The sequence below is a fragment of the Raoultella sp. T31 genome (genome assembly GCF_002806725.1).
GTDB lineage: Bacteria > Pseudomonadota > Gammaproteobacteria > Enterobacterales > Enterobacteriaceae > Klebsiella > Klebsiella electrica.
The window spans coordinates 1-25,318 of record NZ_PIBO01000037.1 but is presented as its reverse complement, the minus strand read 5'-3'; the positions used below and the strand labels follow the sequence as shown (position 1 = coordinate 25,318).

Annotated in this window: 26 protein-coding genes; 10 read left to right on the top strand and 16 right to left on the bottom strand. The window is 56.5% G+C overall.

Going from position 1 to position 25,318, the window contains the following annotated elements; all coding sequences use genetic code 11:
• Positions 1 to 20: 20 nt before the first annotated feature.
• The 4 genes from CWM52_RS20455 to aspA all read right to left on the bottom strand — a co-directional run bounded on the left by CWM52_RS20455 (position 21) and on the right by aspA (position 5,084).
• Positions 21 to 1,835: a protein-disulfide reductase DsbD gene (locus CWM52_RS20455; protein WP_100685764.1), complete on the bottom strand. Its 1,815-nt coding sequence runs from the start codon at positions 1,833 to 1,835 to the stop codon at positions 21 to 23.
• Positions 1,811 to 2,134 (bottom strand): divalent cation tolerance protein CutA, encoded by a 324-nt coding sequence (cutA, locus tag CWM52_RS20450; RefSeq protein WP_100685763.1) that lies wholly within the window; start codon positions 2,132 to 2,134, stop codon positions 1,811 to 1,813. The genes CWM52_RS20455 and cutA overlap by 25 nt, the downstream gene beginning before the upstream one ends.
• A 94-nt stretch (positions 2,135 to 2,228) precedes the next feature.
• On the bottom strand, positions 2,229 to 3,530 hold the full coding sequence (locus CWM52_RS20445) for an anaerobic C4-dicarboxylate transporter (protein ID WP_100685762.1): 1,302 nt from the start codon (positions 3,528 to 3,530) through the stop codon (positions 2,229 to 2,231).
• 117 nt (positions 3,531 to 3,647) lie between these two features.
• A complete protein-coding gene (aspA, locus tag CWM52_RS20440; RefSeq protein ID WP_100685761.1) occupies positions 3,648 to 5,084 on the bottom strand; it encodes an aspartate ammonia-lyase in 1,437 nt (478 codons plus the stop codon).
• A 339-nt stretch (positions 5,085 to 5,423) separates the two neighbouring features.
• Here aspA and CWM52_RS20430 point away from each other — a divergent pair, with 339 nt between their 5' ends.
• Positions 5,424 to 5,894 (top strand): FxsA family protein, encoded by a 471-nt coding sequence (locus CWM52_RS20430; RefSeq protein WP_100685759.1) that lies wholly within the window; start codon positions 5,424 to 5,426, stop codon positions 5,892 to 5,894.
• 80 nt (positions 5,895 to 5,974) lie between these two features.
• On the opposite strand, the gene yjeH is transcribed toward CWM52_RS20430, so the two are convergent.
• The gene (gene yjeH, locus CWM52_RS20425) at positions 5,975 to 7,237 is read right to left on the bottom strand and encodes an L-methionine/branched-chain amino acid transporter (RefSeq protein WP_100685758.1); all 1,263 of its coding nucleotides are present in this window, start codon (positions 7,235 to 7,237) and stop codon (positions 5,975 to 5,977) included.
• A gap of 231 nt (positions 7,238 to 7,468) precedes the next feature.
• Here yjeH and CWM52_RS20420 point away from each other — a divergent pair, with 231 nt between their 5' ends.
• From CWM52_RS20420 to CWM52_RS20405, 3 genes are all read left to right on the top strand, one after another.
• Positions 7,469 to 7,762, top strand: a complete 294-nt coding sequence (locus tag CWM52_RS20420) for a co-chaperone GroES (RefSeq protein ID WP_003855929.1) — start codon at positions 7,469 to 7,471, stop codon at positions 7,760 to 7,762.
• Positions 7,763 to 7,801: 39 nt separating this feature from the next.
• The gene (gene groL / locus CWM52_RS20415; RefSeq protein ID WP_100685757.1) at positions 7,802 to 9,448 is read left to right on the top strand and encodes a chaperonin GroEL; all 1,647 of its coding nucleotides are present in this window, start codon (positions 7,802 to 7,804) and stop codon (positions 9,446 to 9,448) included.
• A gap of 252 nt (positions 9,449 to 9,700) precedes the next feature.
• Positions 9,701 to 10,054: a DUF4156 domain-containing protein gene (locus CWM52_RS20405; RefSeq protein ID WP_100685756.1), complete on the top strand. Its 354-nt coding sequence runs from the start codon at positions 9,701 to 9,703 to the stop codon at positions 10,052 to 10,054.
• 107 nt (positions 10,055 to 10,161) lie between these two features.
• On the opposite strand, the gene epmB is transcribed toward CWM52_RS20405, so the two are convergent.
• A complete protein-coding gene (gene epmB / locus CWM52_RS20400; RefSeq protein WP_100685755.1) occupies positions 10,162 to 11,193 on the bottom strand; it encodes an EF-P beta-lysylation protein EpmB in 1,032 nt (343 codons plus the stop codon).
• Positions 11,194 to 11,233: 40 nt separating this feature from the next.
• Between epmB and efp the strand changes: the two genes are divergently transcribed.
• The 4 genes from efp to sugE all read left to right on the top strand — a co-directional run bounded on the left by efp (position 11,234) and on the right by sugE (position 12,786).
• A complete protein-coding gene (gene efp, locus CWM52_RS20395) occupies positions 11,234 to 11,800 on the top strand; it encodes an elongation factor P (protein WP_100685754.1) in 567 nt (188 codons plus the stop codon).
• 75 nt (positions 11,801 to 11,875) lie between these two features.
• Positions 11,876 to 12,007, top strand: coding sequence for an entericidin A/B family lipoprotein (locus CWM52_RS20390; RefSeq protein WP_100685753.1), 132 nt, complete (start codon positions 11,876 to 11,878; stop codon positions 12,005 to 12,007).
• A gap of 174 nt (positions 12,008 to 12,181) precedes the next feature.
• Entirely contained in the window at positions 12,182 to 12,328 is a 147-nt protein-coding gene (gene ecnB / locus CWM52_RS20385) for a lipoprotein toxin entericidin B (RefSeq protein WP_004097935.1), read from the top strand.
• A gap of 140 nt (positions 12,329 to 12,468) precedes the next feature.
• Positions 12,469 to 12,786, top strand: a complete 318-nt coding sequence (gene sugE, locus CWM52_RS20380) for a quaternary ammonium compound efflux SMR transporter SugE (protein WP_100685752.1) — start codon at positions 12,469 to 12,471, stop codon at positions 12,784 to 12,786.
• Here sugE and CWM52_RS20375 read toward each other — a convergent pair whose 3' ends face one another.
• The 5 genes from CWM52_RS20375 to frdA form a co-directional block, all read right to left on the bottom strand.
• Entirely contained in the window at positions 12,787 to 13,317 is a 531-nt protein-coding gene (locus CWM52_RS20375; RefSeq protein WP_100685751.1) for a lipocalin family protein, read from the bottom strand.
• Positions 13,318 to 13,430: 113 nt separating this feature from the next.
• A complete protein-coding gene (gene frdD, locus CWM52_RS20370) occupies positions 13,431 to 13,790 on the bottom strand; it encodes a fumarate reductase subunit FrdD (protein WP_100685750.1) in 360 nt (119 codons plus the stop codon).
• A 10-nt stretch (positions 13,791 to 13,800) separates the two neighbouring features.
• Positions 13,801 to 14,196 carry a fumarate reductase subunit FrdC gene (frdC, locus tag CWM52_RS20365; protein WP_100685749.1) on the bottom strand — a complete coding sequence of 132 codons (396 nt, stop codon included), beginning with the start codon at positions 14,194 to 14,196 and terminating at the stop codon, positions 13,801 to 13,803.
• Between the two features lie 10 nt (positions 14,197 to 14,206).
• On the bottom strand, positions 14,207 to 14,941 hold the full coding sequence (frdB, locus tag CWM52_RS20360) for a fumarate reductase iron-sulfur protein (protein ID WP_100685748.1): 735 nt from the start codon (positions 14,939 to 14,941) through the stop codon (positions 14,207 to 14,209).
• Positions 14,934 to 16,724, bottom strand: a complete 1,791-nt coding sequence (gene frdA / locus CWM52_RS20355; RefSeq protein WP_100685798.1) for a fumarate reductase (quinol) flavoprotein subunit — start codon at positions 16,722 to 16,724, stop codon at positions 14,934 to 14,936. Before frdA ends, frdB begins: the two co-directional genes overlap by 8 nt.
• 276 nt (positions 16,725 to 17,000) lie before the next feature.
• Here frdA and epmA point away from each other — a divergent pair, with 276 nt between their 5' ends.
• Positions 17,001 to 17,978, top strand: coding sequence for an elongation factor P--(R)-beta-lysine ligase (gene epmA / locus CWM52_RS20350; protein ID WP_100685747.1), 978 nt, complete (start codon positions 17,001 to 17,003; stop codon positions 17,976 to 17,978).
• Between the two features lie 87 nt (positions 17,979 to 18,065).
• Here the strand turns inward: epmA and mscM are convergent, their stop codons facing one another.
• The 3 genes from mscM to rsgA all read right to left on the bottom strand — a co-directional run bounded on the left by mscM (position 18,066) and on the right by rsgA (position 23,499).
• Positions 18,066 to 21,392: a miniconductance mechanosensitive channel MscM gene (gene mscM / locus CWM52_RS20345; RefSeq protein WP_100685797.1), complete on the bottom strand. Its 3,327-nt coding sequence runs from the start codon at positions 21,390 to 21,392 to the stop codon at positions 18,066 to 18,068.
• 24 nt (positions 21,393 to 21,416) lie between these two features.
• A complete protein-coding gene (gene asd / locus CWM52_RS20340; RefSeq protein WP_100685746.1) occupies positions 21,417 to 22,343 on the bottom strand; it encodes an archaetidylserine decarboxylase in 927 nt (308 codons plus the stop codon).
• 94 nt (positions 22,344 to 22,437) lie between these two features.
• Complete coding sequence (rsgA, locus tag CWM52_RS20335) at positions 22,438 to 23,499, bottom strand: small ribosomal subunit biogenesis GTPase RsgA (RefSeq protein WP_100685745.1); 1,062 nt, start codon at positions 23,497 to 23,499, stop codon at positions 22,438 to 22,440.
• A gap of 160 nt (positions 23,500 to 23,659) precedes the next feature.
• Between rsgA and orn the strand changes: the two genes are divergently transcribed.
• Positions 23,660 to 24,205: an oligoribonuclease gene (gene orn, locus CWM52_RS20325; protein WP_100685744.1), complete on the top strand. Its 546-nt coding sequence runs from the start codon at positions 23,660 to 23,662 to the stop codon at positions 24,203 to 24,205.
• A gap of 38 nt (positions 24,206 to 24,243) precedes the next feature.
• Here orn and CWM52_RS20320 read toward each other — a convergent pair whose 3' ends face one another.
• Both CWM52_RS20320 and CWM52_RS26535 read right to left on the bottom strand, forming a co-directional pair.
• Positions 24,244 to 24,978 (bottom strand): arginine ABC transporter substrate-binding protein, encoded by a 735-nt coding sequence (locus CWM52_RS20320; protein WP_100685743.1) that lies wholly within the window; start codon positions 24,976 to 24,978, stop codon positions 24,244 to 24,246.
• A gap of 159 nt (positions 24,979 to 25,137) precedes the next feature.
• Positions 25,138 to 25,318: hypothetical protein (locus tag CWM52_RS26535; protein WP_206057730.1), on the bottom strand; the 181-nt coding region annotated here is incomplete at its 5' end.

Sequence of the window (25,318 nt, the reverse complement as noted above, 5' to 3'; positions counted from 1 at the left end):
TTTTCCTCCTAAAGTGTCGTTCACGGTTGCCAATCGTGCAAATGGGCGCTGAATGTCGCCGCATCCATAAACCCGGTTACGCGCTGCGCAGGCTGCTCTTCGCTCTGTGTATTAAAGAACAGAATGGTCGGCAAGCCGAGCACCTTCAGGTGTTTCAGCAGGGCCACATCTTCGGCGCTGTTGTTGGTCACATCTGTCTGCAACAGAACGGTCCCTTTCAGGGCCTGTTGTACTTCGGTGGTGCTAAAGGTGTATTTTTCGAACTCTTTGCAGGCGACGCACCAGTCGGCGTACAGGTCGAGCATCACCGGTTTACCCTTGGCCTGCGCCAGTGCCTGATCGAGCTCCGCGACGTTACTTATCCGCGTAAAAGCCAGCGGTGACTGCTGCCGGGCGACCGGCTCGCCAAAAGCCCAGTCCTGTAGCGGACGCGCGCTGACCAGCGCCGCGGCGAACAGAATGATTTGCACGATGCGCAGCCAGGGACGGGAGGCGCCGAGTGCGGTAATAAAAGCCCAGCTAAAGAAGGCGACGCCCAGCAGCGACCACAGACGCAAACCCCAGAGTTCGCCGACGATACGCTCCAGCAAAAAGACCGGAAGCGCGAGGATCACAAAACCGAACGCGGTCTTCACATGGCTCATCCACGGGCCGCTCTTCGGCAGCAGGCGGTTGCCAAATACGGTGACCAGGATCAGCGGCAGCCCCATGCCCAGCGCATACAAATACAGCGTGCCGCCGCCGAGCCACAGATTGCCGCTCTGGGCAATATACAGCAGGATGGCGCTCAGCGGCGCGGTGGTGCAAGGCGAACAGATCAGCCCGGCAATGGCTCCCATCGCAAAAACGCCGCCGGGTGAACCGCCCTGGCGCGTGTTGCTCATCAATGTCAGGCGGGTTTGCAGCGATGAGGGCAGCTGCAGCGTGAACAGACCAAACATCGACAGCGCCAGCAGGATAAAGACCGCTGACAGGCCAATCAGTATATACGGATGCTGCAACGCCGCCTGAAACTGCAAACCGGCGGCGGCGACCACCAGTCCCAGCGCGGTATAGGTAAGCGCCATCCCCTGCACGTAGATAAATGCCAGCAGCAGCGCGCGCCCGGTTGAGAGCCGCTGCTTGCCGCCGAGGACAATCCCCGAGATCAGCGGATACATCGGCAGCACGCACGGGGTAAAGGCGATACCAATACCAATCAGCAGTGCCCATAGCGCGGAGAAGGGCAGGCTGGCAGGCGCATTATCGCCTGCGCCGCGCTTCTCTTGCCGAGGAGATTGCGGGGCTGGCGGCTCGCTTTTTGTTGCCAGCTCAGGACGCTTTTCAACCGGCAGCGGCGGATTAAATTTGAGTTGTCCGGACGAGGGGAACGCCGGATGGGCGGGGACCGATTCGCTGCCGGATACGGCCAGCACAGTCCGAAGCGGCACCACTTTCGTCTCCGGCGGATAACAGAAACCCGCGTCGGCGCAGCCCTGATATGTCACGGTAAGCGTGGCGCCTTTTTCCGCCTGGCTCAGCGTGACCGGGACGGTCAGCCGCTGGCGGTAAATCTCACTTTTGCCGTAAAACTCATCCTCATGCCACGTACCGGGCGGCAGCTCCATTGCGGCGAGCGTGGCATTCGCCGGCGTCAGTTTGATCTGCTGGCGATAAAGATAGTAACCCTCTTTGATTTGCCAGGTCAGGTTGACGTCCCGCTGGCTCTGCTGGAAATCAAAGGCAAAAGCCTGCTCTGCGGGAACAAAGTCAGAGCGTCCGGGGGCGTCAAATAAGCCGGCGAAAGCGGATGTGCTGCACAGCAGCAAAATCAGCGTAATGATGCATTGAGCCATGAGAGATAATCAGTGTCTCCGTGAGTGACGGGTAAAACCAGTAATTCGGGGGTTTGATACGGGTGATGGGACTTCAGGCAATCCAGTAACGCCTGCTGGTGAGCCTGGTCGGTTTTCAGCAGCATTTGCACTTCATACTCCTGCTCCAGCTTGCCTTCCCAGTAGTAGAGAGAGGTCGCTCCAGGCAGGAGGGTGGCACAGGCGGCGAGCTTTTCGGCCAGCACTTTGGCCGCCAGATCCTGGGCGGTGGCTTCATCCGGCGCGGTACAGAGAACAACAACAGCATCAGGCGTAGTCATCGTGAACCTCGTATCAGCGAAAAGAGGCACTATAGCACGCACGGTGAGGGGAATAATGCAACGGGCCAGGAAACTGGCCCGAATTTAAGCAGATTTACAGCATGATGCCGCCGATAATAAAGCCCAGGATGACGCACAGGGTAATGGCAATCACCCCGGGGATCAGGAACGCATGGTTAAAGACATACTTGCCGATACGTGTTGATCCGGTATCGTCCATTTCGACCGCCGCCAGCAGCGTAGGGTAGGTCGGCAGCACGAACAGCGCGGAGACGGCAGCAAACGAGGCGATGGCGGTCAGCGGGGTGACGCCAAGCAGCAGCGCCGCCGGCATCAGCGCTTTGGTGGTTGCGGCCTGGGAATATAGCAGGGTCGCGGCGAAAAACAGCACCACCGCCAGCAGCCACGGATAGTTGTGCAGCAGATCGCCGGCCACGGTCTGGATGTCGGAGATATGCGCTTTGACAAAGGTATCGCCGAGCCAGGCGACGCCCAGCACGCAGACGCAGGCGCTCATCCCGGATTTAAAGGTGCTGGCGTTGAGCACTTCGCTGGTGTCGATTTTACAGGTGACGCTAATCAGCGTGGCGATGGTCAGCATGAACACCACGATCGCTTCGTTACGCGGCAGCACCGGGTTCTGAATCAGCCCGACGGTATCGCTGATGGCGGTGGCGTAGAACATGACCGCCACGATGCCGATCAGGAACAGCAGGACGGAACGTTTGGCATGCGGCTTCAGCTCAAATACCTGGCTCCCGCGCAGCTTCACTTCACCTTTTGCCAGGCGCTCCTGATAAATCGGGTCGTCTTTCAGTTCGCAGCCGAGGAAGTTACACACTACCGCTGTGATCATCACCGCAATCAGCGTCACCGGAATACAGATGGCCAGCAGCGTCAGATAGCTCACGCCCAGCGGCTCGAGGATCCCGGCAAAAAAGACCACCGCAGCGGAAATCGGCGAGGCGGTAATGGCAATCTGCGAGGCGACGACGGCGATAGAGAGCGGACGGGACGGGCGAATGCCCTGCTCCTTCGCGACCTCGGTAATCACCGGTAGGGTAGAGAACGCGGTATGGCCGGTTCCCGCGAGAACGGTCATAAACCAGGTGACCAGCGGAGCAAGGAAGGTAATGTATTTCGGATGGCGTCTGAGCAAACGTTCGGCAAGGCTGACCAGATAATCCATGCCGCCGGCCACCTGCATGGCGGCAATAGCGGCGATCACCGCCATGATGATTTCGATGACGTCGAAGGGGATCGCGCCAGGCTTGATTTGAAAGAGGAGCGTCAGGACGAGAACGCCCAGACCACCGGCAAAGCCGATGCCGATACCGCCGAGCCTGGCCCCAAGGTAAATCGCCAGCAGGACAATCACGAGTTCTGCACCAAACATATACGCCTTCCTTGTTTTTTAACAAGTTGATATTGAATTGTTGTGATTTAGTAAATCTAAAAAAGCAAAAAAGGCATGTCATCGCTGACATGCCTTTGGGTCGTTTAACCTGAAAGATTACTGTTCGCTTTCATCGGTATAACGCTTCGCTTTATAGGCCGGATGCATCAGGTTTTGCGGAGAGAAAATATCGTCCAGCTCCGCTTCGGTCAGCAATCCACGCTCCAGAACCACTTCCCTTACGCTCTTGCCGGTTTCGGCGCAAATTTTGCCGACGATATCGCCATTGTGGTGGCCGATAAACGGGTTGAGGTAGGTGACGATACCGATGGAGTTATACACATAGCCTTCGCACACCGCTTTGTTGGCGGTGATGCCGTTAACGCATTTTTCCAGCAGGTTGTAGCAGGCGTTGGTCAGAATGTGGATAGATTCAAACATCGCCTGGCCGATCACCGGCTCCATCACGTTAAGCTGCAACTGACCGGCTTCCGACGCCATGGTCACCGTGGTGTCGTTGCCGATAACTTTAAAGCAAACCTGGTTGACCACTTCCGGCACCACCGGGTTCACTTTGGCTGGCATGATGGAGGAACCTGCCTGCAGCTCCGGCAGGTTGATTTCATTCAGACCGGCGCGCGGGCCGGAAGAGAGCAGGCGCAGGTCGTTACAGATTTTGGACAGTTTCACCGCCAGACGTTTCAGCGAGCTATGTACCATCACGTAGGCGCCGCAATCGGAAGTGGCTTCAATCAGGTCTTCCGCCGGAATCACCGGCAGGCCGCTGACTTCCGCCAGTTTTTGTACTGCCAGCTGCTGGTAGCCATCCGGCGTATTCAGGCGCGTACCGATGGCGGTGGCGCCGAGGTTAACTTCGAGCAGCAGCTCTCCGGTGCGCAGAATGCTTTTGATTTCTTCATTCAGCAGAACATTAAACGCGTGGAACTCCTGGCCGAGGGTCATCGGCACGGCGTCCTGCAACTGGGTGCGACCCATTTTCAGGATATCCTGGAATTCGACGGCTTTATTCTGGAAGCCGTCGCCCAGCTGGTTGATGGCGTCGGTTAATTTCAGCAGGGAGGCATAAACCGCAATACGGAAACCGGTCGGGTAGGCATCGTTAGTGGACTGGCATTTGTTAACGTGGTCGTTCGGGTTCAGATACTGGTATTCACCTTTCTGATGGCCCATCAGCTCAAGACCTATGTTGGCCAGCACTTCGTTGGTGTTCATGTTGACCGAAGTCCCTGCGCCGCCCTGGAACACATCAACCGGGAACTGGTCCATGCATTTACCGTTATTCAGCACTTCATCACAGGCGGCAATAATGGTCTTCGCGACGCTTTTAGGGATGGTTTGCAGTTCCTTGTTGGCCATCGCGGCGGCCTTTTTGACCATCACCATGCCGCGCACGAACTCCGGGATATCGCTGATTTTGCTATTGCTGATGTAGAAGTTTTCAATCGCTCTCAGAGTATGAACACCATAGTAGGCGTCAGCTGGAACTTCCCTGGTACCCAACAGATCTTCTTCGATACGAATGTTGTTTAACATGTGAACCTTCTTTTTCAAGCTGCCAATGAATTCACCAAACACGCAGAATTTATGGGGTTTTGCGCATTTTCTTGCCGAAGATTATTTCCTTAATCGGCCCGGTGCCCACGATCATATGCTGATGATAGCGAATGTCAGCAACCTTGATCACTTATTATGTCGAGAAGAGTATAAGAATTATTAATCTGTGAAATGAGTCACCGCTTTGCCGTTCGTGGAAAAAAATAAGCGTTCCTGCCGATTGAAATGTGCCGTTTTAGCCCAATATTGATGTGATGCGAAAAGCACACCGATGACTGCGGGGGCCGATAGTGAACCCCGCTAATGAAGGAGACGCCAGTGCGTTGGATTCCGTTAATTGCCATTTTTTTATACGTTTACATTGAGATATCGATCTTTATCCAGGTGGCTCACGTGCTCGGCGTTCTGTTGACGCTGATTCTGGTTATCTTCAGCTCGGTGGTCGGTATGTCGCTGGTGCGCAACCAGGGCTTTAAAAACTTTATGCTGATGCAGCAGAAAATGGCGGCGGGTGAAAGTCCGGCGGCAGAAATGATTAAAAGCGTATCGCTGATTATCGCTGGCCTGCTGCTATTGCTGCCGGGGTTCTTTACCGATTTCCTCGGCCTGCTGCTCCTGCTGCCGCCGGTGCAAAAACACCTGACCCTGAAGCTGATGCCACACCTGCGCTTTAGCCGGATGCAAGGTGGTGGTTTTAGCGCGGGAACCGGAGGCGGTGAGACCTTTGACGGGGAGTATCAGCGCAAAGATGAAGAGCGCGACCGTCTGGATCACAAAGACGACCGCTAAGCCTGCGGGCCGCGCTGACGCGGCGCTAATAATGATGAGCCGGATTGCGTTGCGCTGTCCGGCTTTTTTTATGGCATGTTTTAGTGACGATGATGGTGGGGAAGCGCCGCCGTACGGCGCTTTGGCAGCCATAGCCACAGCACCGCCATAACCAGCAGGGCGTAGAGGCTTTTCCAGCCGACCATCGCCAGCAACAGCAGACAGAGCAGGCTCCCGATGAGCGCCAGCACCCGATAGCGTCCCCGCAGCAACCGGCAGCCCGCCAGCATACACAGCAGATAAATCATAATGAAGATGCCGTTGGCATAGACGATCAGCGCATCAAGGTTGATATCCAGCCAGTAGATGCCGAGCGTGCTGATGACACAGCAGCCCAGCACGACGGTGAGCGCATTGCGTGGGATTTGCTGCGGCGAAAGGCGGGCGAGGTAGCTTTCGGGTTTGTACTGCGCCTGCGACCAGACCAGGCGGGCAAAGCTCTGGATATAGATATTGAGGCTGGCGAAGCAGGCGAGATAGCCAATGACGCAGGCGATCCACAGCGCCTGCACGCCAAACAGGCGCACCACGATATTAGGCAGCGATGCGGCGGCGGCCATATGGTCGTCGAAGGCGTGAAAATGCAGGACCAGTACGGTACAGGCCCAGTAAACGGAGCCCGCCAGCAGCAGGCCTATCAGCAATGCGCGGGGGAAATCGCGCTCCGGGCGTTTAAATTCCGCTGCCAGATGGGCGAAGGCTTCAAGACCGACAAAACACCAGAACATCACCGACAGGGCGGAGAAAAGCTGTGAACTATCGATGTCTTCCGGCGCCGGAAAAGGAATTTGCGCCGGGCTAATCCCGCCGCGCCACCAGATAGCGACGATCAGCGCGACGATGAGGGCCGCGACCAGCGTTTGTAGATTGGCGCTGGAGCTTGCGCCGCGCGACCCGACCCACCAGACGATGGCCAGCGTACCCAGCTCCGCAAGCAGCAGCTGGCTGTCGTGCCAGCCAAATAGCGCCTGGCCGAAGCCGGTGGCGATGTGCAGGGCGGCGGGCAACCCTACCGGGATAACCGACAAAAATAGCCAGCCGGTGACGCGTTCCATACGTGAACCAAACGCCATATTGACGAAGTGCGCCACGCCGCCCGCGCTGGGGAAGTGGCGGCCCAGTACGGCAAAGACGATGGCGATCGGGAACACCAGCAGAATGAGCGCGGGCCAGGCCCACAGACTGTTATCTCCCGCCACCAGCGCGGCAAGAGCGGGAACGGCGAAGACGCCAGTGCCGAGCAGCGACGTAGAAAGCAGCCCCACTCCCTGAGCCAGACCTAACTCCTGTTTTAAACCACTCATAATGCCATCCTGCCCTGACAAAAAAGCGATGGTATCACAATCGTTTTTGCTTATGACGGCGGGCAGACCCGCAGCTGTTTCTGTGCGTCAGCGCACAAGGAAAAATTTTTTTTTAACTTTCCCCCTTGAAGCGCGAAAACCCACCCCCATCTCTCAGGCACTAGCCGGAAAACCGTATACGGGCCGGTGTCACCCATAACTGATAATGACTTTCTCAAAGGAGAGCTATCAATGAGTATTCGTCCGTTACATGATCGTGTGATCGTCAAACGTAAAGAAGTTGAAACCAAATCTGCAGGCGGCATCGTTCTGACCGGTTCTGCGGCAGCCAAATCAACTCGTGGCGAAATCATCGCTGTCGGTAAGGGCCGCATCCTGGAAAACGGCACTGTGCAGCCGCTGGACGTTAAAGTTGGCGACATCGTTATTTTCAACGACGGCTACGGTGTGAAATCTGAAAAAATCGACAATGAAGAAGTGCTGATCATGTCTGAAAGCGACATTCTGGCAATTGTTGAAGCGTAATTCGCGCGCGAAACTGAACGAATTTGAGGAATAGAAAAAATGGCAGCTAAAGACGTAAAATTCGGTAATGACGCTCGTGTAAAAATGCTGCGCGGCGTGAACGTACTGGCAGATGCAGTGAAAGTGACCCTGGGCCCGAAAGGCCGTAACGTGGTTCTGGATAAATCTTTCGGTGCACCGACCATCACCAAAGATGGTGTTTCCGTAGCGCGTGAAATCGAGCTGGAAGACAAGTTCGAAAACATGGGTGCGCAGATGGTGAAAGAAGTTGCCTCTAAAGCGAACGACGCTGCAGGCGACGGTACCACCACCGCAACCGTACTGGCTCAGGCTATCATCGCAGAAGGTCTGAAAGCCGTTGCTGCTGGCATGAACCCGATGGATCTGAAACGCGGTATCGACAAAGCTGTCGTGGCTGCCGTTGAAGAACTGAAAACTCTGTCCGTACCGTGCTCCGACTCTAAAGCGATTGCCCAGGTGGGTACCATCTCCGCTAACTCCGATGAAACCGTAGGTAAACTGATCGCGGAAGCGATGGACAAAGTCGGTAAAGAAGGCGTGATCACCGTTGAAGACGGTACCGGTCTGGAAGACGAACTGGACGTGGTTGAAGGTATGCAGTTCGACCGCGGCTACCTGTCCCCGTACTTCATCAACAAGCCGGAAACTGGCGCTGTTGAACTGGAAAGCCCGTTCATCCTGCTGGCTGACAAAAAAGTCTCCAACATCCGCGAAATGCTGCCGGTTCTGGAAGCCGTTGCGAAAGCAGGCAAACCGCTGGTTATCATCGCTGAAGACGTTGAAGGCGAAGCGCTGGCAACTCTGGTGGTCAACACCATGCGCGGTATCGTGAAAGTCGCTGCTGTTAAAGCACCGGGCTTTGGCGACCGTCGTAAAGCGATGCTGCAGGATATCGCGACCCTGACCGGCGGTACCGTTATCTCTGAAGAGATCGGTATGGAGCTGGAAAAAGCGACTCTGGAAGACCTGGGTCAGGCGAAACGCGTTGTCATCAACAAAGACACCACCACCATCATCGATGGCGTGGGTGAAGAAGGCGCCATTCAGGGCCGCGTTGCTCAGATCCGTAAGCAGATCGAAGAAGCGACTTCTGACTACGACCGTGAAAAACTGCAGGAGCGCGTAGCGAAACTGGCTGGCGGTGTTGCGGTAATCAAAGTCGGTGCAGCGACCGAAGTTGAAATGAAAGAGAAAAAAGCGCGCGTTGACGATGCCCTGCACGCAACCCGTGCTGCGGTAGAAGAAGGCGTGGTTGCGGGTGGTGGCGTAGCGCTGGTTCGCGTTGCCGCTAAACTGGCTGGCCTGACCGCTCAGAACGAAGATCAGAACGTCGGTATCAAAGTTGCGCTGCGCGCAATGGAAGCTCCGCTGCGTCAGATCGTGTCCAACGCCGGCGAAGAGCCGTCTGTGGTTGCTAACAACGTGAAAGCGGGTGAAGGCAACTACGGTTATAACGCGGCAACTGAAGAATACGGCAACATGATCGACTTCGGTATCCTCGACCCGACTAAAGTGACCCGTTCTGCTCTGCAGTACGCCGCATCCGTTGCTGGTCTGATGATCACCACCGAGTGCATGGTTACTGACCTGCCGAAAAGCGACGCTCCTGACTTAGGCGCTGCTGGCGGTATGGGCGGCATGGGTGGTATGGGCGGCATGATGTAATTTAATCTTCATACTTCAAACCGCAGGTGCGTTGGCTGCGTTTATTCACCCGGTCACTTACTCATGTAAGCTTCCGGGGAATCATAGACTTGCCGACTGCCTGCAACCTGAATTATTCGATTAAATCAGCATCTCGCGAAAAATGAGAAACCCCCGGGCAGAAATGCTCGGGGGTTTTTCTTTTTCTCAGCTTTTTAGTATAAGGTGTACATCCGGGCCAGCGCGTCCAGCTCATTGATCATGGGGAATAACATGCAGGTAAGATATTTAGCAGGGATTGTCGGCGCAGCATTATTGTTAGCGGGTTGCAGTTCCAGCAACGAACTGAGCTCAGGCGGACAGAGCGTACGCTTTGTTGAAGATAAGCCGGGTGCGGATTGCCAGCTGTTGGGGACCGCGACGGGCAAGCAGAGCAACTGGTTGTCCGGGCATAACGGTGACGAAGGCGGCTCCATGCGTGGCGCGGCAAACGCGCTGCGCAACCAGGCTGCGGCGATGGGCGGCAACGTGATTTATGGCGTGAGCAGCCCGACGCAGAACCTGTTGTCGAGCTTTGTGCCGACCGACAGCGAAATGAACGGCCAGGTCTATAAGTGCCCGAACTGATTTGATTCCGGGCCTCTCCCGTCGAGGGTAAAAGGGACCCGGGCTATCTCCGCGCGTTCAGTCAGTCTGTGAATCGAAGGTCTGCCAGCTTTCCCCGGCAGACCTTTTCACGCATGTTGCTTTAAGCCCAAATCCAGCGGCGTCTTACTTGGCTCACCGCCGATTTCCCGCGCCAGTCTTGGCACCATATAACCTGAAACCAGAGTCAGCAGTTCGCGCATAATCGCCCGGGCCTCTTCGTCTTCGACCATAAAATGGGCCGCGCCCTGGACTTTATCCAGCACATGCAGGTAATAGGGCATGACGCCCGCATCGAACAGGGCATTGCTCAGCGCGGCCAGCGTGTGTGCATTGTCGTTGACGCCGCGTAGCAGAACGCTTTGATTCAACAGTGTGACGCCGGCCTGGCGCAAACTCGCCATCGCGGCGCGGAAATCAGCGTCGATCTCATTGGCATGGTTGATATGATTGACCAGCAGCACCTGCAGCGAGGAGCTGGCAAAGCGAGCGGCCAGCGCATCGGTAATCCGCGCCGGGATGACCACAGGCAGGCGACTGTGAATGCGCAGACGCTTAATGTGCGGGATCGCCTCCAGTTGGGTGAGCAGCCAGTCCAGCTCATGATCTTTTGCCATCAGCGGATCGCCGCCGGAAAAAATGATCTCATCGAGCTGCGGATGTTCGGCAATGTACGCCAGCGCCGCCTGCCAGTTACGCTTATTGCCTTGATTTTCGGCATAAGGGAAGTGTCTGCGGAAGCAATAGCGGCAATTTACCGCGCAGCCGCCCTTGACCAGCAGCAGCGCCCGGTTGCGGTATTTATGCAGCAGACCGGGTACGATGCTGTGCTGTTCCTCCAGCGGATCGGTGGAAAACCCCGGCGCTGAAATAAACTCATCTTGCGAGGTAAGTACCTGACGAAGCAGGGGATCGTTGGGGTTTCCCGGCTCCATGCGGGCGATAAATGCCCGCGGCACGCGCAGGGCGAAGAGGCGTTTTGCCTCGCGTCCCGCCAGCAAGTTCGCGTCAGCGTCTACATTTAAAAGATGCAGCAGTTCATCGGGACTGGTCACAACATCTGCAAGTTGCGTTAACCAATCTTCTCTGGATGGGGTATTTAGGGTTACAATATGCGCCATTTTGTGGCTTAGCTACCAATTAACAAATTTAGAGGGCCTTATGGCGACTTACTATAGCAACGATTTTCGTGCCGGTCTTAAAATCATGATGGACGGCGAACCTTATGCCGTTGAAGCCAGTGAATTCGTGAAACCAGGCAAAGGCCAGGCTTTTGCGCGCGTTAAGCTGCGCCGTCTGCTGACCGGGACTCGCGTAGAGAAAACCTTCAAATCTACCGATTCCGCCGAAGGCGCAGACGTTGTGGATATGAACCTGACCTACCTGTACAACGACGGTGAGTTCTATCACTTCATGAATAACTCCACTTTCGAGCAGCTGGCTGCCGATGGGAAAGCCGTAGGCGATAACGCAAAATGGCTGCTGGATCAGGCTGAGTGCATCGTGACCCTGTGGAACGGTCAGCCTATCTCCGTCACCCCGCCGAACTTCGTTGAGCTGGAAATCGTGGAAACCGATCCAGGCCTGAAAGGTGATACCGCAGGTACCGGCGGTAAACCGGCGACGCTGTCTACTGGCGCAGTGGTTAAAGTTCCGCTGTTTGTGCAGATTGGCGAAGTCATCAAAGTGGATACCCGCTCTGGCGAATACGTATCCCGCGTGAAGTAATTCATGCCATACAGGGTTGGCGCAGCAGCGTGCTGCGCCTGCTATAAGCCGTTAAGCAAACCGCAGGCAGGGAAGATGAACAACGCGATAAAACTGCTGCTGCTGCTCTCTCTGAGCGCAATGTTGCTCACCGGATGCAATACCGCGCGCGGCGTTGGTGAAGACATCCAGGGGCTGGGACATGCGATTTCGCGTGCGGTCAGCTAAGCGCCTTTTTACCCGTTCTTTTTGCTACATGGCCACCTCGCTGTACCGTTTCGCTTACACCTGCCGTGTCATCTTCTCTTTTTCTCTTAAAAAACGCTGAGATTCCGTCATCCTGGGTCAGGTTGTCTATGCTTATAGGGCACGATAACTAAAACTGGTAATAAGGATGACATTATGGTGAAAAAAGCAATTGCAGCGTTCTTTACGGTTTTGGCCCTCTCTTCTGTGCTGACCGCATGTAATACAACACGTGGTGTGGGTCAGGATATTTCAGAAGGCGGCAGTGCCATTTCTGGGGCTGCGACAAAAGCTCAGCAATAGACCCTGACGGTACGGTGACTGGCCGTACCGTTCTTTTCATCGTTCGTTCTGCTGGCTATAATCTCTGTGCTTTCATCCACACCTTACGGGACGACCTGTAAGCGTATCGCATTTGGGGACGGCCCCATCGAGGGAGTCCTGTGTCCTGGTTTATTTTGTTTATCGCCGGTCTGCTGGAAGTGGTCTGGGCGGTTGGTCTGAAATACACCCACGGTTTTAGCCGCCTGTTGCCAGGCGTGATCACCATTGTGGCTATGGTACTTAGCATGGCGCTGCTGTCATGGGCGATGAAAACGCTGCCCGTCGGCACCGCCTATGCGGTGTGGACGGGAATTGGCGCGGTAGGCGCGGCGCTCGCCGGCATTGTCCTGCTGGGCGAATCCGCCAGCGCCATGCGTATTGCCAGCCTGGCGTGCATCGTTGTCGGTATTATCGGGCTGAAAATCAGCGCGCACTGACTAATAGCGCTGGTTAACCCAGATAAGTTTGCTGACGTCGAAGCCCTGTCGGGTGGCAATGTCCAGCATCTGCTGTTTCACTTCCGGTGCTATTTTCGGCGTGCGCGCCAGCAGCCAGAGATAATCGCGGTCTGGCCCGCAGACCAGCGCATAACGATAATCTTTATCCAGGGCTATCACGTTGTAGCCGCCGTAGAACGGGCCGAAAAAGGAGACTTTCAGCGCTGCGCGGGTCGGCTGGCCGGTGAAGTAGGCCACGCCATCGGTTTTCTGCCACACACCCCGGTCGGGGTTATAGCCTTTATTCACCACGTCCAGTCCGCCATCGTCGCGCAGGCTGTAGGTGGCGGTCACTTTTTCAAGGCCGCTTTCAAAGTGATGGTCGAAGCGGGCTATTTCATACCAGGTGCCAAGATAGCGCTGGGTATCAAATGGACTGACTACCGTCACGCCTGGTGGCGGCGTTGGCGTGCTACAGGCAACAAGCAGAAACGAGGCGGCAACAACCGCAATCATGGGCAGCACACGCATAGCATTTTCCTTGCTGGTTTTTTAGCTAAGTGTAGATTCTGTCGGGAGAAAAGCGGGGGATATTTTCTGCAAAAGAGAGCCCGATAACAGAATGCTATCGGGCTTCAGGGAGGTTAAATAAATAACACGCCAATCAGCGTCACCACGGTCAGGATCGCGGCCAGGCCGTAGAAGACCCACTTACCATTCGGAACGTGAATTTTCAGGTCGTGCATGGCGTGATGGATGCGGTGTAGCCCACACCACAGCGGCAGGACAATCATCAGAAAGATAAACGCGCGGCCCACCAGGCTCTGGGCAAAGCCCAGCACGCGCTCATAGCTGAATGCATCACCTGGCGCCAGGCCTAGCGGCAGCAGAATGCCGACCAGCAGCACCATGACCGGCGCGACAATCGCGCCCCACATACCGCCTGCGCCAAACAGCCCCCAGAATACCGGTTCATCGGAACGTTTCGGGTTGGGATTGATCATTTCAGCCTCCTTACCACAACAGGGCAACAAACAGGATCACCACGGTCACCAGCGCGGTCACCACCCAAAGCCCTTTAATCACCGGCTCTGGCCCCATTTTTTCACCCTTAATAATGATACTGGCGGCTTTCGGCGCCAGCTCAAACCAGGTTTTCGTGTGCAGCAGCGCGGCGCCAAGAGTGATCAGATTCAGGATCACCACCACCGGGTTTTGCAGGAAACCGACATAGCCAGCCCAGCTTTCTGCGCCATTTTTCAGGGCAAACAGACCGTAAATCAGCACGATACTGAACCATACCGTTGGCACTGCGGTTCCTTCACGCACCATGTAGAAGCGATAAAACGGCAGTTTTTTCCACCAGGTGGACGTCATCGGCCGCACGTAGGGTTTGCGTTTAGTCGTCATCATGCACTCCTTAGCGTGGTTTCAGGGTCGCGATAAGAAAGTCTTTCGAGCTTTCTACCTTGCCCTGCTGAATGGCGGCTGCCGGATCGACATGCTTCGGACAGACTTCCGAGCAATAGCCTACGAAGGTACAGCTCCAGACGCCGTTCTGACCGTTAAGCTGCGCCATACGCTCCTTCTTGCCATGGTCGCGACTGTCTTCGTTGTAGCGATGGGCGAGGGTGATGGCCGCCGGGCCGATAAACTCCGGATTAAGACCAAACTGCGGGCAGGCGGCGTAGCACAGGCCGCAGTTGATACAGCCAGAAAACTGATGGTATTTGGCCATCTGCGCCGGGGTTTGTTTGTTTGGCCCTTGATCCGGTGTGCGCGGGTTGCCAATAATATAGGGCTTAATGGCCTCCAGACTCTCGATAAAGTGGGTCATATCGACCACCAGATCGCGCTCAATCGGGAAGTTGCCCAGCGCCTCAACCTTAATACCCTTAGTGTATTCGCGCAGGAAGGTTTTACAGGCCAGCTTCGGCACTTTATTGACCATCATCCCACAGGAACCGCAGATAGCCATGCGGCAGGACCAGCGATAGCTGAGGTCCGGCGCGAGGTTATCTTTGATATAACCCAGTGCGTCGAGCAACGAGGTTTGTTCATCATAAGGCACTTCATAGAACGCGCTGTGCGGTGCGGTGTCCACTTCCGGGTTGTAGCGCACCACTTCAATTTTGAGGTTTTTCATCTCAGCCATTTGCCGTCTCCTTCTTCTCGGCTGCTTCCGCTTCTGCGCCATATACGCGTTTCGCCGGCGGCAGAGAGGTGATTTTCACCTCGCCGTATTGCAGGCGCGTAGTGCCATCCGCATCGCGGAAGGCCAGCGTATGTTTGAGGAAATTGACATCATCACGTTCGGTGCAGCCTTCATCCAGACGCTGGTGCGCACCGCGTGACTCTTTACGTGCAATCGCGGAGTGCGCCATACATTCAGCGACGTTCAGGCCATGGCCCAGTTCGATGGTGTAGAGCAGGTCGGTGTTGAAGACGCTGGAGTTGTCGGTAATGCGCACGCGTTTAAAGCGCTCCTGCAGTTCCGCCAGCTTATCGATGGTTTTCTGCATCAGCTCCGGCGTGCGATAGATACCGCAGCCTTCTTCCATCGACAGTCCCATTTCATCGCGAATTTTCGCCCAGTTTTCGTTACCTTCCTGATTGACGAGATGGTTAAGACGTTTTTCTACATCGGCAGCCTGCGCATCCAGCGCATTGGCGTTGGCTTCCCCGGCTTCTGCTGCACGTTTTATGGCTTGTTCACCGGCGAGGCGACCAAAGACCACCAGTTCCGCCAGCGAGTTGGAGCCGAGGCGGTTGGCGCCATGCAGACCGACGGAAGAACATTCGCCAACCGCGAACAGGCCTTTAATCCGCGTTTCGCACTGCTGGTCGGTTTCAATGCCGCCCATGGTGTAGTGGGCGGTCGGGCGGACCGGAATCGGCTCTTTCACCGGGTCAACGCCGACATAGGCTTTAGCCAGCTCGCAGATAAACGGCAGGCGTTCAAGCAGCTTTTTCTCACCGAGATGACGCAGGTCGAGATAGACCACGTCGCCGCGCGGCGTCGGGATGGTGTTACCTTTACGCCATTCGTGCCAGAAGGCCTGGGAGACTTTGTCGCGCGGACCGAGCTCCATATATTTGTTTTTAGGCTCACCCAGCGGCGTTTCCGGACCCATGCCGTAATCCTGCAGATAGCGGTAGCCATTTTTGTTGACCAGAATACCGCCTTCACCGCGGCAGCCTTCGGTCATCAGAATGCCGGAACCCGGCAGGCCGGTGGGGTGATACTGGACAAACTCCATATCGCGCAGCGGTACGCCGTGGCTCAGCGCCATCCCCATTCCGTCGCCGGTGACGATGCCGCCGTTGGTGTTGTAGCGATAGACACGTCCCGCGCCGCCGGTCGCCAGCACCACCGCGTTGGCGCGGATTTGGACCAGCGAACCTTCCATCATGTTCATCGCCACCAGGCCACGGGCCTGCCCATCGTCGACCAGAATGTCGAGGACGAAGTGTTCATCGAAGCGTTGGATTTGCGGGAACTGGAGGGAGGTCTGGAACAGGGTATGCAGCATATGGAAGCCGGTCTTATCGGCGGCAAACCACGTGCGTTCGATTTTCATCCCCCCGAAGCGGCGCACGTTGACGCTACCATCCGGACGGCGGCTCCACGGACATCCCCACTGCTCAAGCTGGGTCATTTCCGTGGGGCAGTGGTGGACAAAGTAATCGACGACATCCTGCTCGCAGAGCCAGTCGCCGCCGGCGACGGTATCGTGAAAATGGTACTCAAAGCTGTCATGATCCTGTGCAACGGCAGCAGAACCTCCCTCGGCCGCAACGGTATGGCTGCGCATGGGATAGACTTTTGAAATCAGTGCGATTTTGGCATGTGGATTTGCCTGCGCCGCGGCAATAGCGGCGCGAAGACCCGCTCCGCCAGCGCCAATAACAGCAAGATCGGCTTGAAAAGTTTGCACGACATTCCTCCAGTTTTTGTTTATTTCGCCGCCGGACTGGCGAAAAAGTATCACTGCTCCTTTATAGGTAAAGGAGTATAGCCGTAGGGTTGGTGGGGAAAATTGATGTGTTCGATTTTTTTGTCAATATGTACGCTGGTTTATCAGCTCTGGTGATGAATTCTCTTCGGCAACAGGTTTCCCGTCTGCCGCAGGAGCGCCGGTTCGCACAAAATTTGTTTCACCCGACGGTTACGAGTAGACTTCGTGCCCTTGTATGAAATCGGAGAAAGTAACATGAGCGAGACGGCAACCTGGCAGCCGAGCGCGTCCATTCCCAACCTGTTGAAACGCGCGGCGATAATGGCGGAAATTCGCCGTTTCTTTAGCGATCGCGGCGTGCTGGAGGTGGAGACGCCTTGCATGAGTCAGGCTACGGTGACGGATATTCACCTGTTTCCGTTCCAGACCCGTTTCGTCGGCCCTGGCTATTCCCAGGGGATGGATCTCTATCTGATGACCAGCCCGGAATACCATATGAAGCGCCTGCTGGCTGCGGGCTGTGGCCCGGTATTCCAGCTGTGTCGTAGCTTCCGCAATGAAGAGATGGGGCGACACCACAATCCGGAATTCACGATGCTGGAATGGTATCGTCCGTGCTATGACATGTACCGTCTGATTAACGAAGTCGATGACTTGCTGCAGCAGGTACTGGAGTGCCAGCCGGCGGAAAGCCTCTCTTATCAGCAGGCGTTCCTGCGTCACCTTGAGCTTGATCCGCTGTCGGCCGATAAGACGCAGCTGCGCGAGGCGGCGGCGAAGCTCGATCTGAGTAATATTGCCGATACGGAAGAAGACCGGGATACCTTGCTGCAGCTGCTGTTTACCATGGGCGTCGAGCCGCATATTGGTAAAGATCGCCCGACCTTTGTCTATCACTTCCCGGCCAGCCAGGCGTCTCTGGCGCAAATCAGCACCGAAGATCACCGCGTGGCGGAGCGTTTTGAGGTCTATTACAAGGGCATTGAGCTGGCGAATGGTTTCCACGAACTGACCGACGCGCGTGAACAGCAGCAGCGTTTCGAGCAGGACAACCGCAAACGTGCCGCTCGCGGTCTGCCGCAGCAGCCTATCGATCGGAATCTGCTGGGTGCGCTGGCCGCCGGGCTGCCGGACTGTTCCGGCGTCGCGCTGGGGGTCGATCGCGTGGTGATGCTGGCGCTGGGCGCCGAAAGCATCAGCGAAGTGATTGCCTTTACCGTCGATCGCGCCTGATTTGCCCGACGGCTTCCCTTAGCAAACGGGCTAAGGGAAGCGCGGTGATAGGTTAACGGATAGCGCGCCGCACCGGCGCGATTCGTCTTACATGCTCCCTGCCGTGCGGCTGGATCTCCCTGCCGAGGTCAGCGCGCGGCTGCTTTTTCTGCCATCGATGCTTTCCAGACGCATCTGGAACGGCGGGAACGGCATATCGATACCGTGTTCGCGATAGCCAGCCAGAATCAGCTGGTGTAGCTCGTGGCGCAGCGGCATACGATGCCCCATCTCGGCGGCGTAGATACGCAGCTCGAAAATCTGAATCCCCTGCTGCAGGTCGACGAGGAACGCTTCCGGCGCTGGCGTGTCTATCACCAGCGAACAGCGGTGGGCGGCGGCTATCAGGATCTGCGTGATTTCTTCCGTACTGGCATCTGCCGGTGCCGGGATGGTTAACACCACGCGGGTGACCGAGTCAGAGAGCGACCAGTTGATAAACTGCTCGGTGATAAAGGCCTTGTTAGGCACGATAATCTCTTTACGGTCCCAGTCACTGATGGTGGTTGCCCGGGTATTGATGCGAGTGACGCTGCCGGTCAGATCGCGGATCGTCACCGTATCGCCAATACGTATCGGTTTTTCAAACAGGATGATTAGGCCGGAGATAAAGTTGGCGAAGATTTCCTGGAGACCAAAGCCCAGCCCCACGCCGAGCGCGGCGACCAGCCACTGCAGCTTCGCCCATTCAATCCCAATCATCGAGAAGCCCATCAGGCCACCAATCAGCATCAGCAGATATTTGGTAATGGTGGTGATGGCATATCCGGTCCCCGGAGTGAGATCGAGGTGTTGCAGGATAGCCAGCTCCAGCAGCGCCGGGAGGTTTCGCACCAGCTGGGTGGTGATAATCAGCACCAGGATGGCAATCAGCACGGCGCCGAGGGTAATCGGCTCCAGACTTTCAACGCCCTGCACCGTCGAGGTGACGTCCCACAACGAGATATTTTCGAGGAAACCGAAGGCGGAGTGAATTTCTGACCACAGGACGATCACCGAGACCAGCGCGACCAGCATCAGCAGCGAACGGACCAGGCGCAGGGACTGCGTACTGATAGCATCAAGATCGACTTCGCTCACTTCGATTTCCGCAGAACCTTCCGGACTGCTGGAATGCACCACGTCATCTTCACCGCGAGCGCGTTGGGCAAGGATTTCCGCCCGGCGATGTTTGGCGCGGTCAAAGGCCAGCCGGCGGCGCTGAATCAGCATCCAGCGGCGAATGATGTGGTAGACCACCAGCAGCAGGAACCAGATAGCAACGGAGGTTTCCAGCCTGGCCAGCAGCGCCTGAGCGGTGGCCAGATAGCCGATCGCCGCCGCCAGCATGGCGATTAACGGCGCGCCGAGCAGCAGGTTCCACAGCATGCGGTTAACCATATTATCGCCGCTGCCGCTTTTATCGAGATACAGCGGGATGCCGGCATGCTTCAGGCTCAGGGTGACCAGCGCCAGCGCCCCGCAAATCAGCAGGAAGCACAGACGGCCGAGCGAAGCGGAAAACTCGCGGTCGTTGAGATTATCAAACATGATCAGCGCGATAATCAGCGGGACGATCAGGCCGATGCTCATCAGGTAGTAGCGCATGGCTTTGCTGACGCGACTGCGTGGCCAGCCGAAATGCGCGATAAACAGGCCGTTTGGACGCGCGAAGGTGGCGCAAACCATCACCACCCACAGCAGCGGCACCGTGGCGGTGACGCTTTCGCCGATCGCGACCGCCAGCGGGTAGGGCCATGCCGATTGCAGGCCGTAGCCCAGCGTCATCCACAGCACGGGGAGGGGAGAGGCCACCAGAATCGACCAGAACACCGTGCGCAGCGTGAGCCAGAAGTGATCCTGCGTCACTTTACCGACGCGGGCGCTGGAGCGTTCGAGGAAGCGGGTAAAGTGGCGGCGCGAGCTGATGCTGAAGCCGACCAGGATTAGCGCGCCAAACAGCGGCAGCAGCGTCTCCTTGCTGGTTAACATCATGGCGCTGGCCTTGCCCAGCTGGCTTATCGTATCGAGAGAGACCAGACGGCGCAGATTATGGACGATATCCAGCGGCCATGAAAAATCAATCGGGCTGACATCCGACGTCCAGAACAGATAGCGGTGGGTTGCTTCGTTGATCTCTTTCAGCGCGTCTTCAAGCTGGCCGTTGGAGACTTTCAGCTTGGTCAGTTCCAGAATCAGCGTATCGCCGCCCTGCAGCAGCGAATTAAGCAACTCAGTTTGCGTGCGCAGCTGCGCTTCCAGAATGCGGTTTTGTTCGCTGGTGAGCGGTTCGCCGTCCGCCTGGCGAATCAGGCGTAGCTGCGGCTGGTTGCCAAGCAGATCCTCATAATGCAGACGCTGCACCCGCAGCTGCGCCATCTCGGTATCCAGCTGCTGCGGTTTCGGTATTTCCGGCAGACGGGCCACCTGGGCGCGCAGGGCTTCGCCCAGCAGATTGGAGGAGCCCAGCCATTGCGACTGCTCGCGCAGGGTATTCAGCGCCTGGCGCACCTGCAGCGTCTGGTTGGCCGCCTGACGCTGCTGCGAAGCCACCAGATCCATACGCTGGGCCTGCTGGTTCAGCGCCTGCGAGAGTTCGCGGTTGACTTTAAACTGGGCCACCAGCTGCGGCGGCAGGTTTTCACTGTTCTCCGCCAGCAGCTCGGTGCTTTCCAGTGCTTTTTCCGCTTCACGCTGACGCTGGCTATTAAGCTGATTACGCAGCGCCTGCAGATAGCCGTCGAGCAGCTTGCCCTGCTTCTGCGCCAGATCGCCGCGCATCCGCGACAGCTCCTGACGATTGTTCGCTGACAGCTGGGCCAGATCCAGCTCGTTGACCAGCGCTTTCAGGCGCGCAGATTCCGCCTGCAGACCCAGATTCTGGGCCTGTGCCAGCGGCGTATTGCTGGTTTGCGCGCCGACGCGGCGCTCAACCTCATTGAGCTGGCGACGCGCGTCGCTCTGCTGCTGCGGAAGCTGGTTAAGCGAATCGGCGATATCGCGGGCGCGTTCTTGCTCCTGCTGTGCCTGGCGACTGGCTTCGAGCAGTTGACTGCTGACCTGCAGGATTTCCTGGTTCAGCGCATCCGTGGAGAGGCTGGTTGAGACCTGGCGCGGTTCATCGGCCAGGTTATTGATTTGCGAACGCAGGGTCTGGAACAGCTTGGGGAAGTTATCAATAACCTGCTGATACTGGCGTGCGCGCTCAAGGGAGGCGCTGCGTTCCTCAAGCGCGTTCAGCGCAGATTGTAACGCTTCAACGGTACCAGGCTGAGCGGGTTTTGCCGCCTTCGCCTGTTCCAGTTCCTGAGCGATCTGTTTCGCATCGGGGGCTGTCGCTGCGTACGCCCCCAGACTGAGGCTCCAGGCCAGCAGGAAAATATATATCAGGCGCACGGCGTAACCTTTTTTTGTCAGCAATTAACCTTCGTCTTGCGTCGCGTCGCTCAGTGGGCTGACGTCGTCTGCGCTCGCGGACATGGTCTCTACGGCCGTCGCCAGCGGCTGGCCGAGTCGGGTAGCGGAGAGGCTGTGCAGCTGTTCAACCAGCTGCACTTTGCCCGGGGCAAACAGGTTGATTACCGTCGAACCGAGCTTAAAGCGGCCCATCTCCTGGCCTTTCAGCAGCGCGACGGAACCTTCGCTGTCGCCCGCCGGCCAGGTCCAGCGTTTGATGACGCCTTCACGCGGCGGGGTCACCGTACCGGACCACACGGTTTCAATGCTGCCAACAATTGTCGCCCCCACCAGAATTTGCACCATCGGGCCAAACTCAGTATCAAACAGGCAGATGACGCGCTCGTTACGGGCAAACAGATTCGGAACGTTCTGTGCGGTCAGGTGGTTAACGGAGAACAGATCCCCCGGAACGTAGATCATTTCACGCAGGATACCGTTGCACGGCATGTGCACGCGGTGGTAGTCACGCGGCGACAGGTAGGTGGTGGCGAAGGTGCCGTTGCGGAACAGATCGGCCATCTGGTAGTTCCCCGCCAGCAGCGCTTCCAGCGTGTAGTTGTGGCCTTTGGCCTGCAAAATTTTGTCGTCTTCGATTGCGCCCAACTGGCTGATAACGCCATCGGCAGGCATGACCAGCACGTTAGGGTCCGTGTTCAACGGACGGGCATCTTCGCGCAGCGGGCGCACGAAGAAATCGTTAAAGGTACGGTAGCTGGCGGTATCGGGCTTTTGCGCCTCTTTCATATCGACCTTGTAGCATTTCACGAACAGATCGATGACCAGCTTTGTCAGCCAACCCGCCCGTTTGCTCGCACCCCAGCCTGCGAGGCGGGTGAGCCACAGTTTAGGCAGAATGTATTGCAGTGAAAGTTTAAGATCGTTTAACAAGGTAGCCTCCAGGCCATGGTTTGTCGTTCCTGACCCCGTCAACGTGCGGGGCCCTGAAAAAAGGGGACGATTCTAACGATGCTCAGCTTAAATGTCAGTCATCGGATGATGAAAAGCTTTTACGCGTTTTTACCTGCACCTGAGTCATGCTTTCCAGAATACGGTGATAGTTTGCAAAACGGCTCTCGGCGATGTGGCCATTTTCTACCGCTTCACGAATGGCGCAGCCCGGATCGGTATCATGCTTGCAGTCGCGATATTTACAACGGCCTAAATAATCATGGAATTCGACAAAGCCGCGGGTAATTTGTTCCGCTTCCAGGTGCCACAGGCCGAATTCGCGAACGCCAGGTGAGTCAATGACATCGCCGCCGTGCGGGAAGTGATAGAGGCGCGCGGCGGTGGTGGTGTGCTGGCCCAGTCCTGAGTTGTCAGACACGTCATTGGTCAGGATCTGATCTTCATGCAGACCCAGCAGCGCGTTCAGCAGACTGGATTTCCCCACCCCGGACTGCCCGGCAAAGATACTGATACGGTCGGTGAGCGCTTCCTCAAGCGGCTTGAGGCCATCCTGAGTGCGGCTGGAAACCATCAGTACGCGGTAGCCGATGCCGCGGTAGATATCCATCTGCTCGTTCACGAAGGCCATGCCGTCGGCATCCAGCAGGTCGGTCTTATTGAGCACAATCAGCGGTTCAACGTCCAGCGTCTCGCAGGCGACCAGATAGCGGTCGATAATGTTCAGAGACAGCTCGGGCAGGATCGCGGAAACAATCACTATCTGATCGATATTGGCGGCGATAGGCTTAACGCCATCGTAAAAGTCCGGACGAGTCAGGACGGAAGTCCGCTCGTGTACCGCTTCGACAATCCCTTTCACATTGACGCCGTCGGCGGCATCTTTACCGGGTCTCCAGACGACGCGATCGCCGGTGACCAGCGAACGGATCGTGCGGCGAATGTTGCAGCGGTGAACGCTGCCATCGGCGGATTCGACATCGGCATGCATGCCAAAGCGGCTGATGACGATCCCTTCAGAGGTTTCACCAAACAGGTTGTCATCGTAATCGGCCTTCTCCGAAGTCGTTTTCAGGCGGCGCTGGTGGTTGGCCTTCACGCGGCGCTGTTGGCCTTTGGAGAGTTTATTTTTACTCAATCGAACTGGCTCCTGGTCGCCCTGAGTGGGCAAAACCTCTATGATACACGCTATCTAAGATGAATATCGACCCGTCATCTTGCAAGATGCTGGTACGTTGTTTTGCCTGCATCCTGAAGTTTTACGGGCCAGAATTGTAAAATTATGGGTGGAAAATAGCATGAGTGCAGATGAAAACAACCTGATTTGGATCGATCTCGAAATGACCGGGCTGGATCCTGAGCGCGATCGCATTATTGAAATCGCCACTCTGGTGACCGATGCGCACCTGAATATTCTGGCGGAAGGGCCGACGATTGCGGTTCACCAGTCCGATGCGCAGCTGGCGCTGATGGATGAGTGGAACGTGCGCACGCATACCGGAAGCGGACTGGTCGAACGCGTTAAGGCCAGCACCCAGGGCGATCGCGAAGCGGAACTGGCGACGATTGAATTCCTCAAGCAGTGGGTTCCTGCCGGGAAATCACCGATTTGCGGGAATAGCATTGGTCAGGATCGCCGCTTCCTGTTCAAATATATGCCGGAGCTGGAAGCGTATTTCCACTACCGCTACCTTGACGTCAGCACGCTGAAAGAGCTGGCGCGCCGCTGGAAGCCGGAAATCCTTAGTGGTTTTAAAAAGCAGGGTACCCATCAGGCGATGGATGATATCCGCGAGTCGGTAGCGGAGCTGGCCTACTATCGCGAGAACTTTATCAAGCTGTAATACCGGCGCCGGGGTCCAATGGCCCCGGCGTCGCTAGCTTATTTAAACCACCTCTGTTCCATCGCCTGGAAGTCAGGCGATGCCTTAACCACCTCCAGCGCAGCGTTCATGGCATTGAGCAGCTCCGGATCGTCTTTACGTACCGCAATGGCATATTGCTTGCCGTAGTATTTCGGGTCGGTCGCGCGTTCATCCATCATGGCGTAATCCGGATTATCCTGCAGCCACGGGTCGAGGGTCGTCTGGTCGCCCATCACGGCATTCACGCTCCCGTCTTTCAACGCGGCCAATGCGCTGGCGTCATTGTCGTACCCGATGACGTTGACCCCTTTTTGTGTATCGTGCAGATAGTGCTGGTGGACGGTACCTTTCACGACGCCGAGTTTCTTGCCCTGCAGATCGGCGAAGCGATGGGCCGCCCCTTTTGCCGTCACCACCACGCCGGAGAGCGTCTGACGATAGGGCTGGGTAAAGGCGACCTGCTTTTCGCGCATGGGAATAACTTCAATGCCGGCAATGATGGCATCGAATTTTTTAAAACGCAGCGCGGGAATCAGGGTATTGAAGTCCTGAGGGGTAAATTTGCATTCGGCCTGCATCTGTTTGCACAGTGCTTTGGCCAGATCGATATCAAACCCCGAGGGCTGGTTTTTCGCATTCACGGTTTCAAAGGGCGGATTGGCCGTCGTGGTGCCGAAATGTAGCGTCGTCGCGGATGCTGCCCCAGCAGCAAGCAGCGTGGTCAGCAGCAGGACGGAAAGCGCTCTTGTCATCTGAATTTCCCTGTATGTCATGGTTATTGACCGTTAGCGGGTAGCGGACCCGCAAATCTGAGCGATTTTGCGCCTTTCGCCCGGCTGGAAAAAGTTATTTTGCCTTGTCAGATGCTTATTTGTACAATTTGGCAGTGTGTCTGGCGATAAAACGTCCATTCAGACAAAAAACGCAAAAAAGTGTTCGCTGGGGGGTTGCAGGTAAATCGAATTCTCGTATAATGCGCCTCCCGTGACGAAGCAGAAATGCACATCACGACGCCATAGAAATATGGCAAGAAGTACGCGGGAATAGCTCAGTTGGTAGAGCACGACCTTGCCAAGGTCGGGGTCGCGAGTT

Coding starts and splice junctions, on each gene's coding strand:
- CWM52_RS20420 (WP_003855929.1), top strand. CDS start 7,469: ATGAGTATTCGTCCGTTACATGATCGTGTGATCGTCAAACGTAAAGAA.
- frdC (WP_100685749.1), bottom strand. CDS start 14,196: ATGACGACTAAACGCAAACCCTACGTGCGGCCGATGACGTCCACCTGG.
- epmB (WP_100685755.1), bottom strand. CDS start 11,193: ATGGCGCATATTGTAACCCTAAATACCCCATCCAGAGAAGATTGGTTA.
- groL (WP_100685757.1), top strand. CDS start 7,802: ATGGCAGCTAAAGACGTAAAATTCGGTAATGACGCTCGTGTAAAAATG.
- CWM52_RS20320 (WP_100685743.1), bottom strand. CDS start 24,978: ATGACAAGAGCGCTTTCCGTCCTGCTGCTGACCACGCTGCTTGCTGCT.
- epmA (WP_100685747.1), top strand. CDS start 17,001: ATGAGCGAGACGGCAACCTGGCAGCCGAGCGCGTCCATTCCCAACCTG.
- CWM52_RS20455 (WP_100685764.1), bottom strand. CDS start 1,835: ATGGCTCAATGCATCATTACGCTGATTTTGCTGCTGTGCAGCACATCC.
- ecnB (WP_004097935.1), top strand. CDS start 12,182: ATGGTGAAAAAAGCAATTGCAGCGTTCTTTACGGTTTTGGCCCTCTCT.
- CWM52_RS20375 (WP_100685751.1), bottom strand. CDS start 13,317: ATGCGTGTGCTGCCCATGATTGCGGTTGTTGCCGCCTCGTTTCTGCTT.
- CWM52_RS20445 (WP_100685762.1), bottom strand. CDS start 3,530: ATGTTTGGTGCAGAACTCGTGATTGTCCTGCTGGCGATTTACCTTGGG.
- efp (WP_100685754.1), top strand. CDS start 11,234: ATGGCGACTTACTATAGCAACGATTTTCGTGCCGGTCTTAAAATCATG.
- aspA (WP_100685761.1), bottom strand. CDS start 5,084: ATGTTAAACAACATTCGTATCGAAGAAGATCTGTTGGGTACCAGGGAA.
- orn (WP_100685744.1), top strand. CDS start 23,660: ATGAGTGCAGATGAAAACAACCTGATTTGGATCGATCTCGAAATGACC.
- CWM52_RS20390 (WP_100685753.1), top strand. CDS start 11,876: ATGAACAACGCGATAAAACTGCTGCTGCTGCTCTCTCTGAGCGCAATG.
- CWM52_RS20405 (WP_100685756.1), top strand. CDS start 9,701: ATGCAGGTAAGATATTTAGCAGGGATTGTCGGCGCAGCATTATTGTTA.
- yjeH (WP_100685758.1), bottom strand. CDS start 7,237: ATGAGTGGTTTAAAACAGGAGTTAGGTCTGGCTCAGGGAGTGGGGCTG.
- cutA (WP_100685763.1), bottom strand. CDS start 2,134: ATGACTACGCCTGATGCTGTTGTTGTTCTCTGTACCGCGCCGGATGAA.
- frdD (WP_100685750.1), bottom strand. CDS start 13,790: ATGATCAATCCCAACCCGAAACGTTCCGATGAACCGGTATTCTGGGGG.
- frdB (WP_100685748.1), bottom strand. CDS start 14,941: ATGGCTGAGATGAAAAACCTCAAAATTGAAGTGGTGCGCTACAACCCG.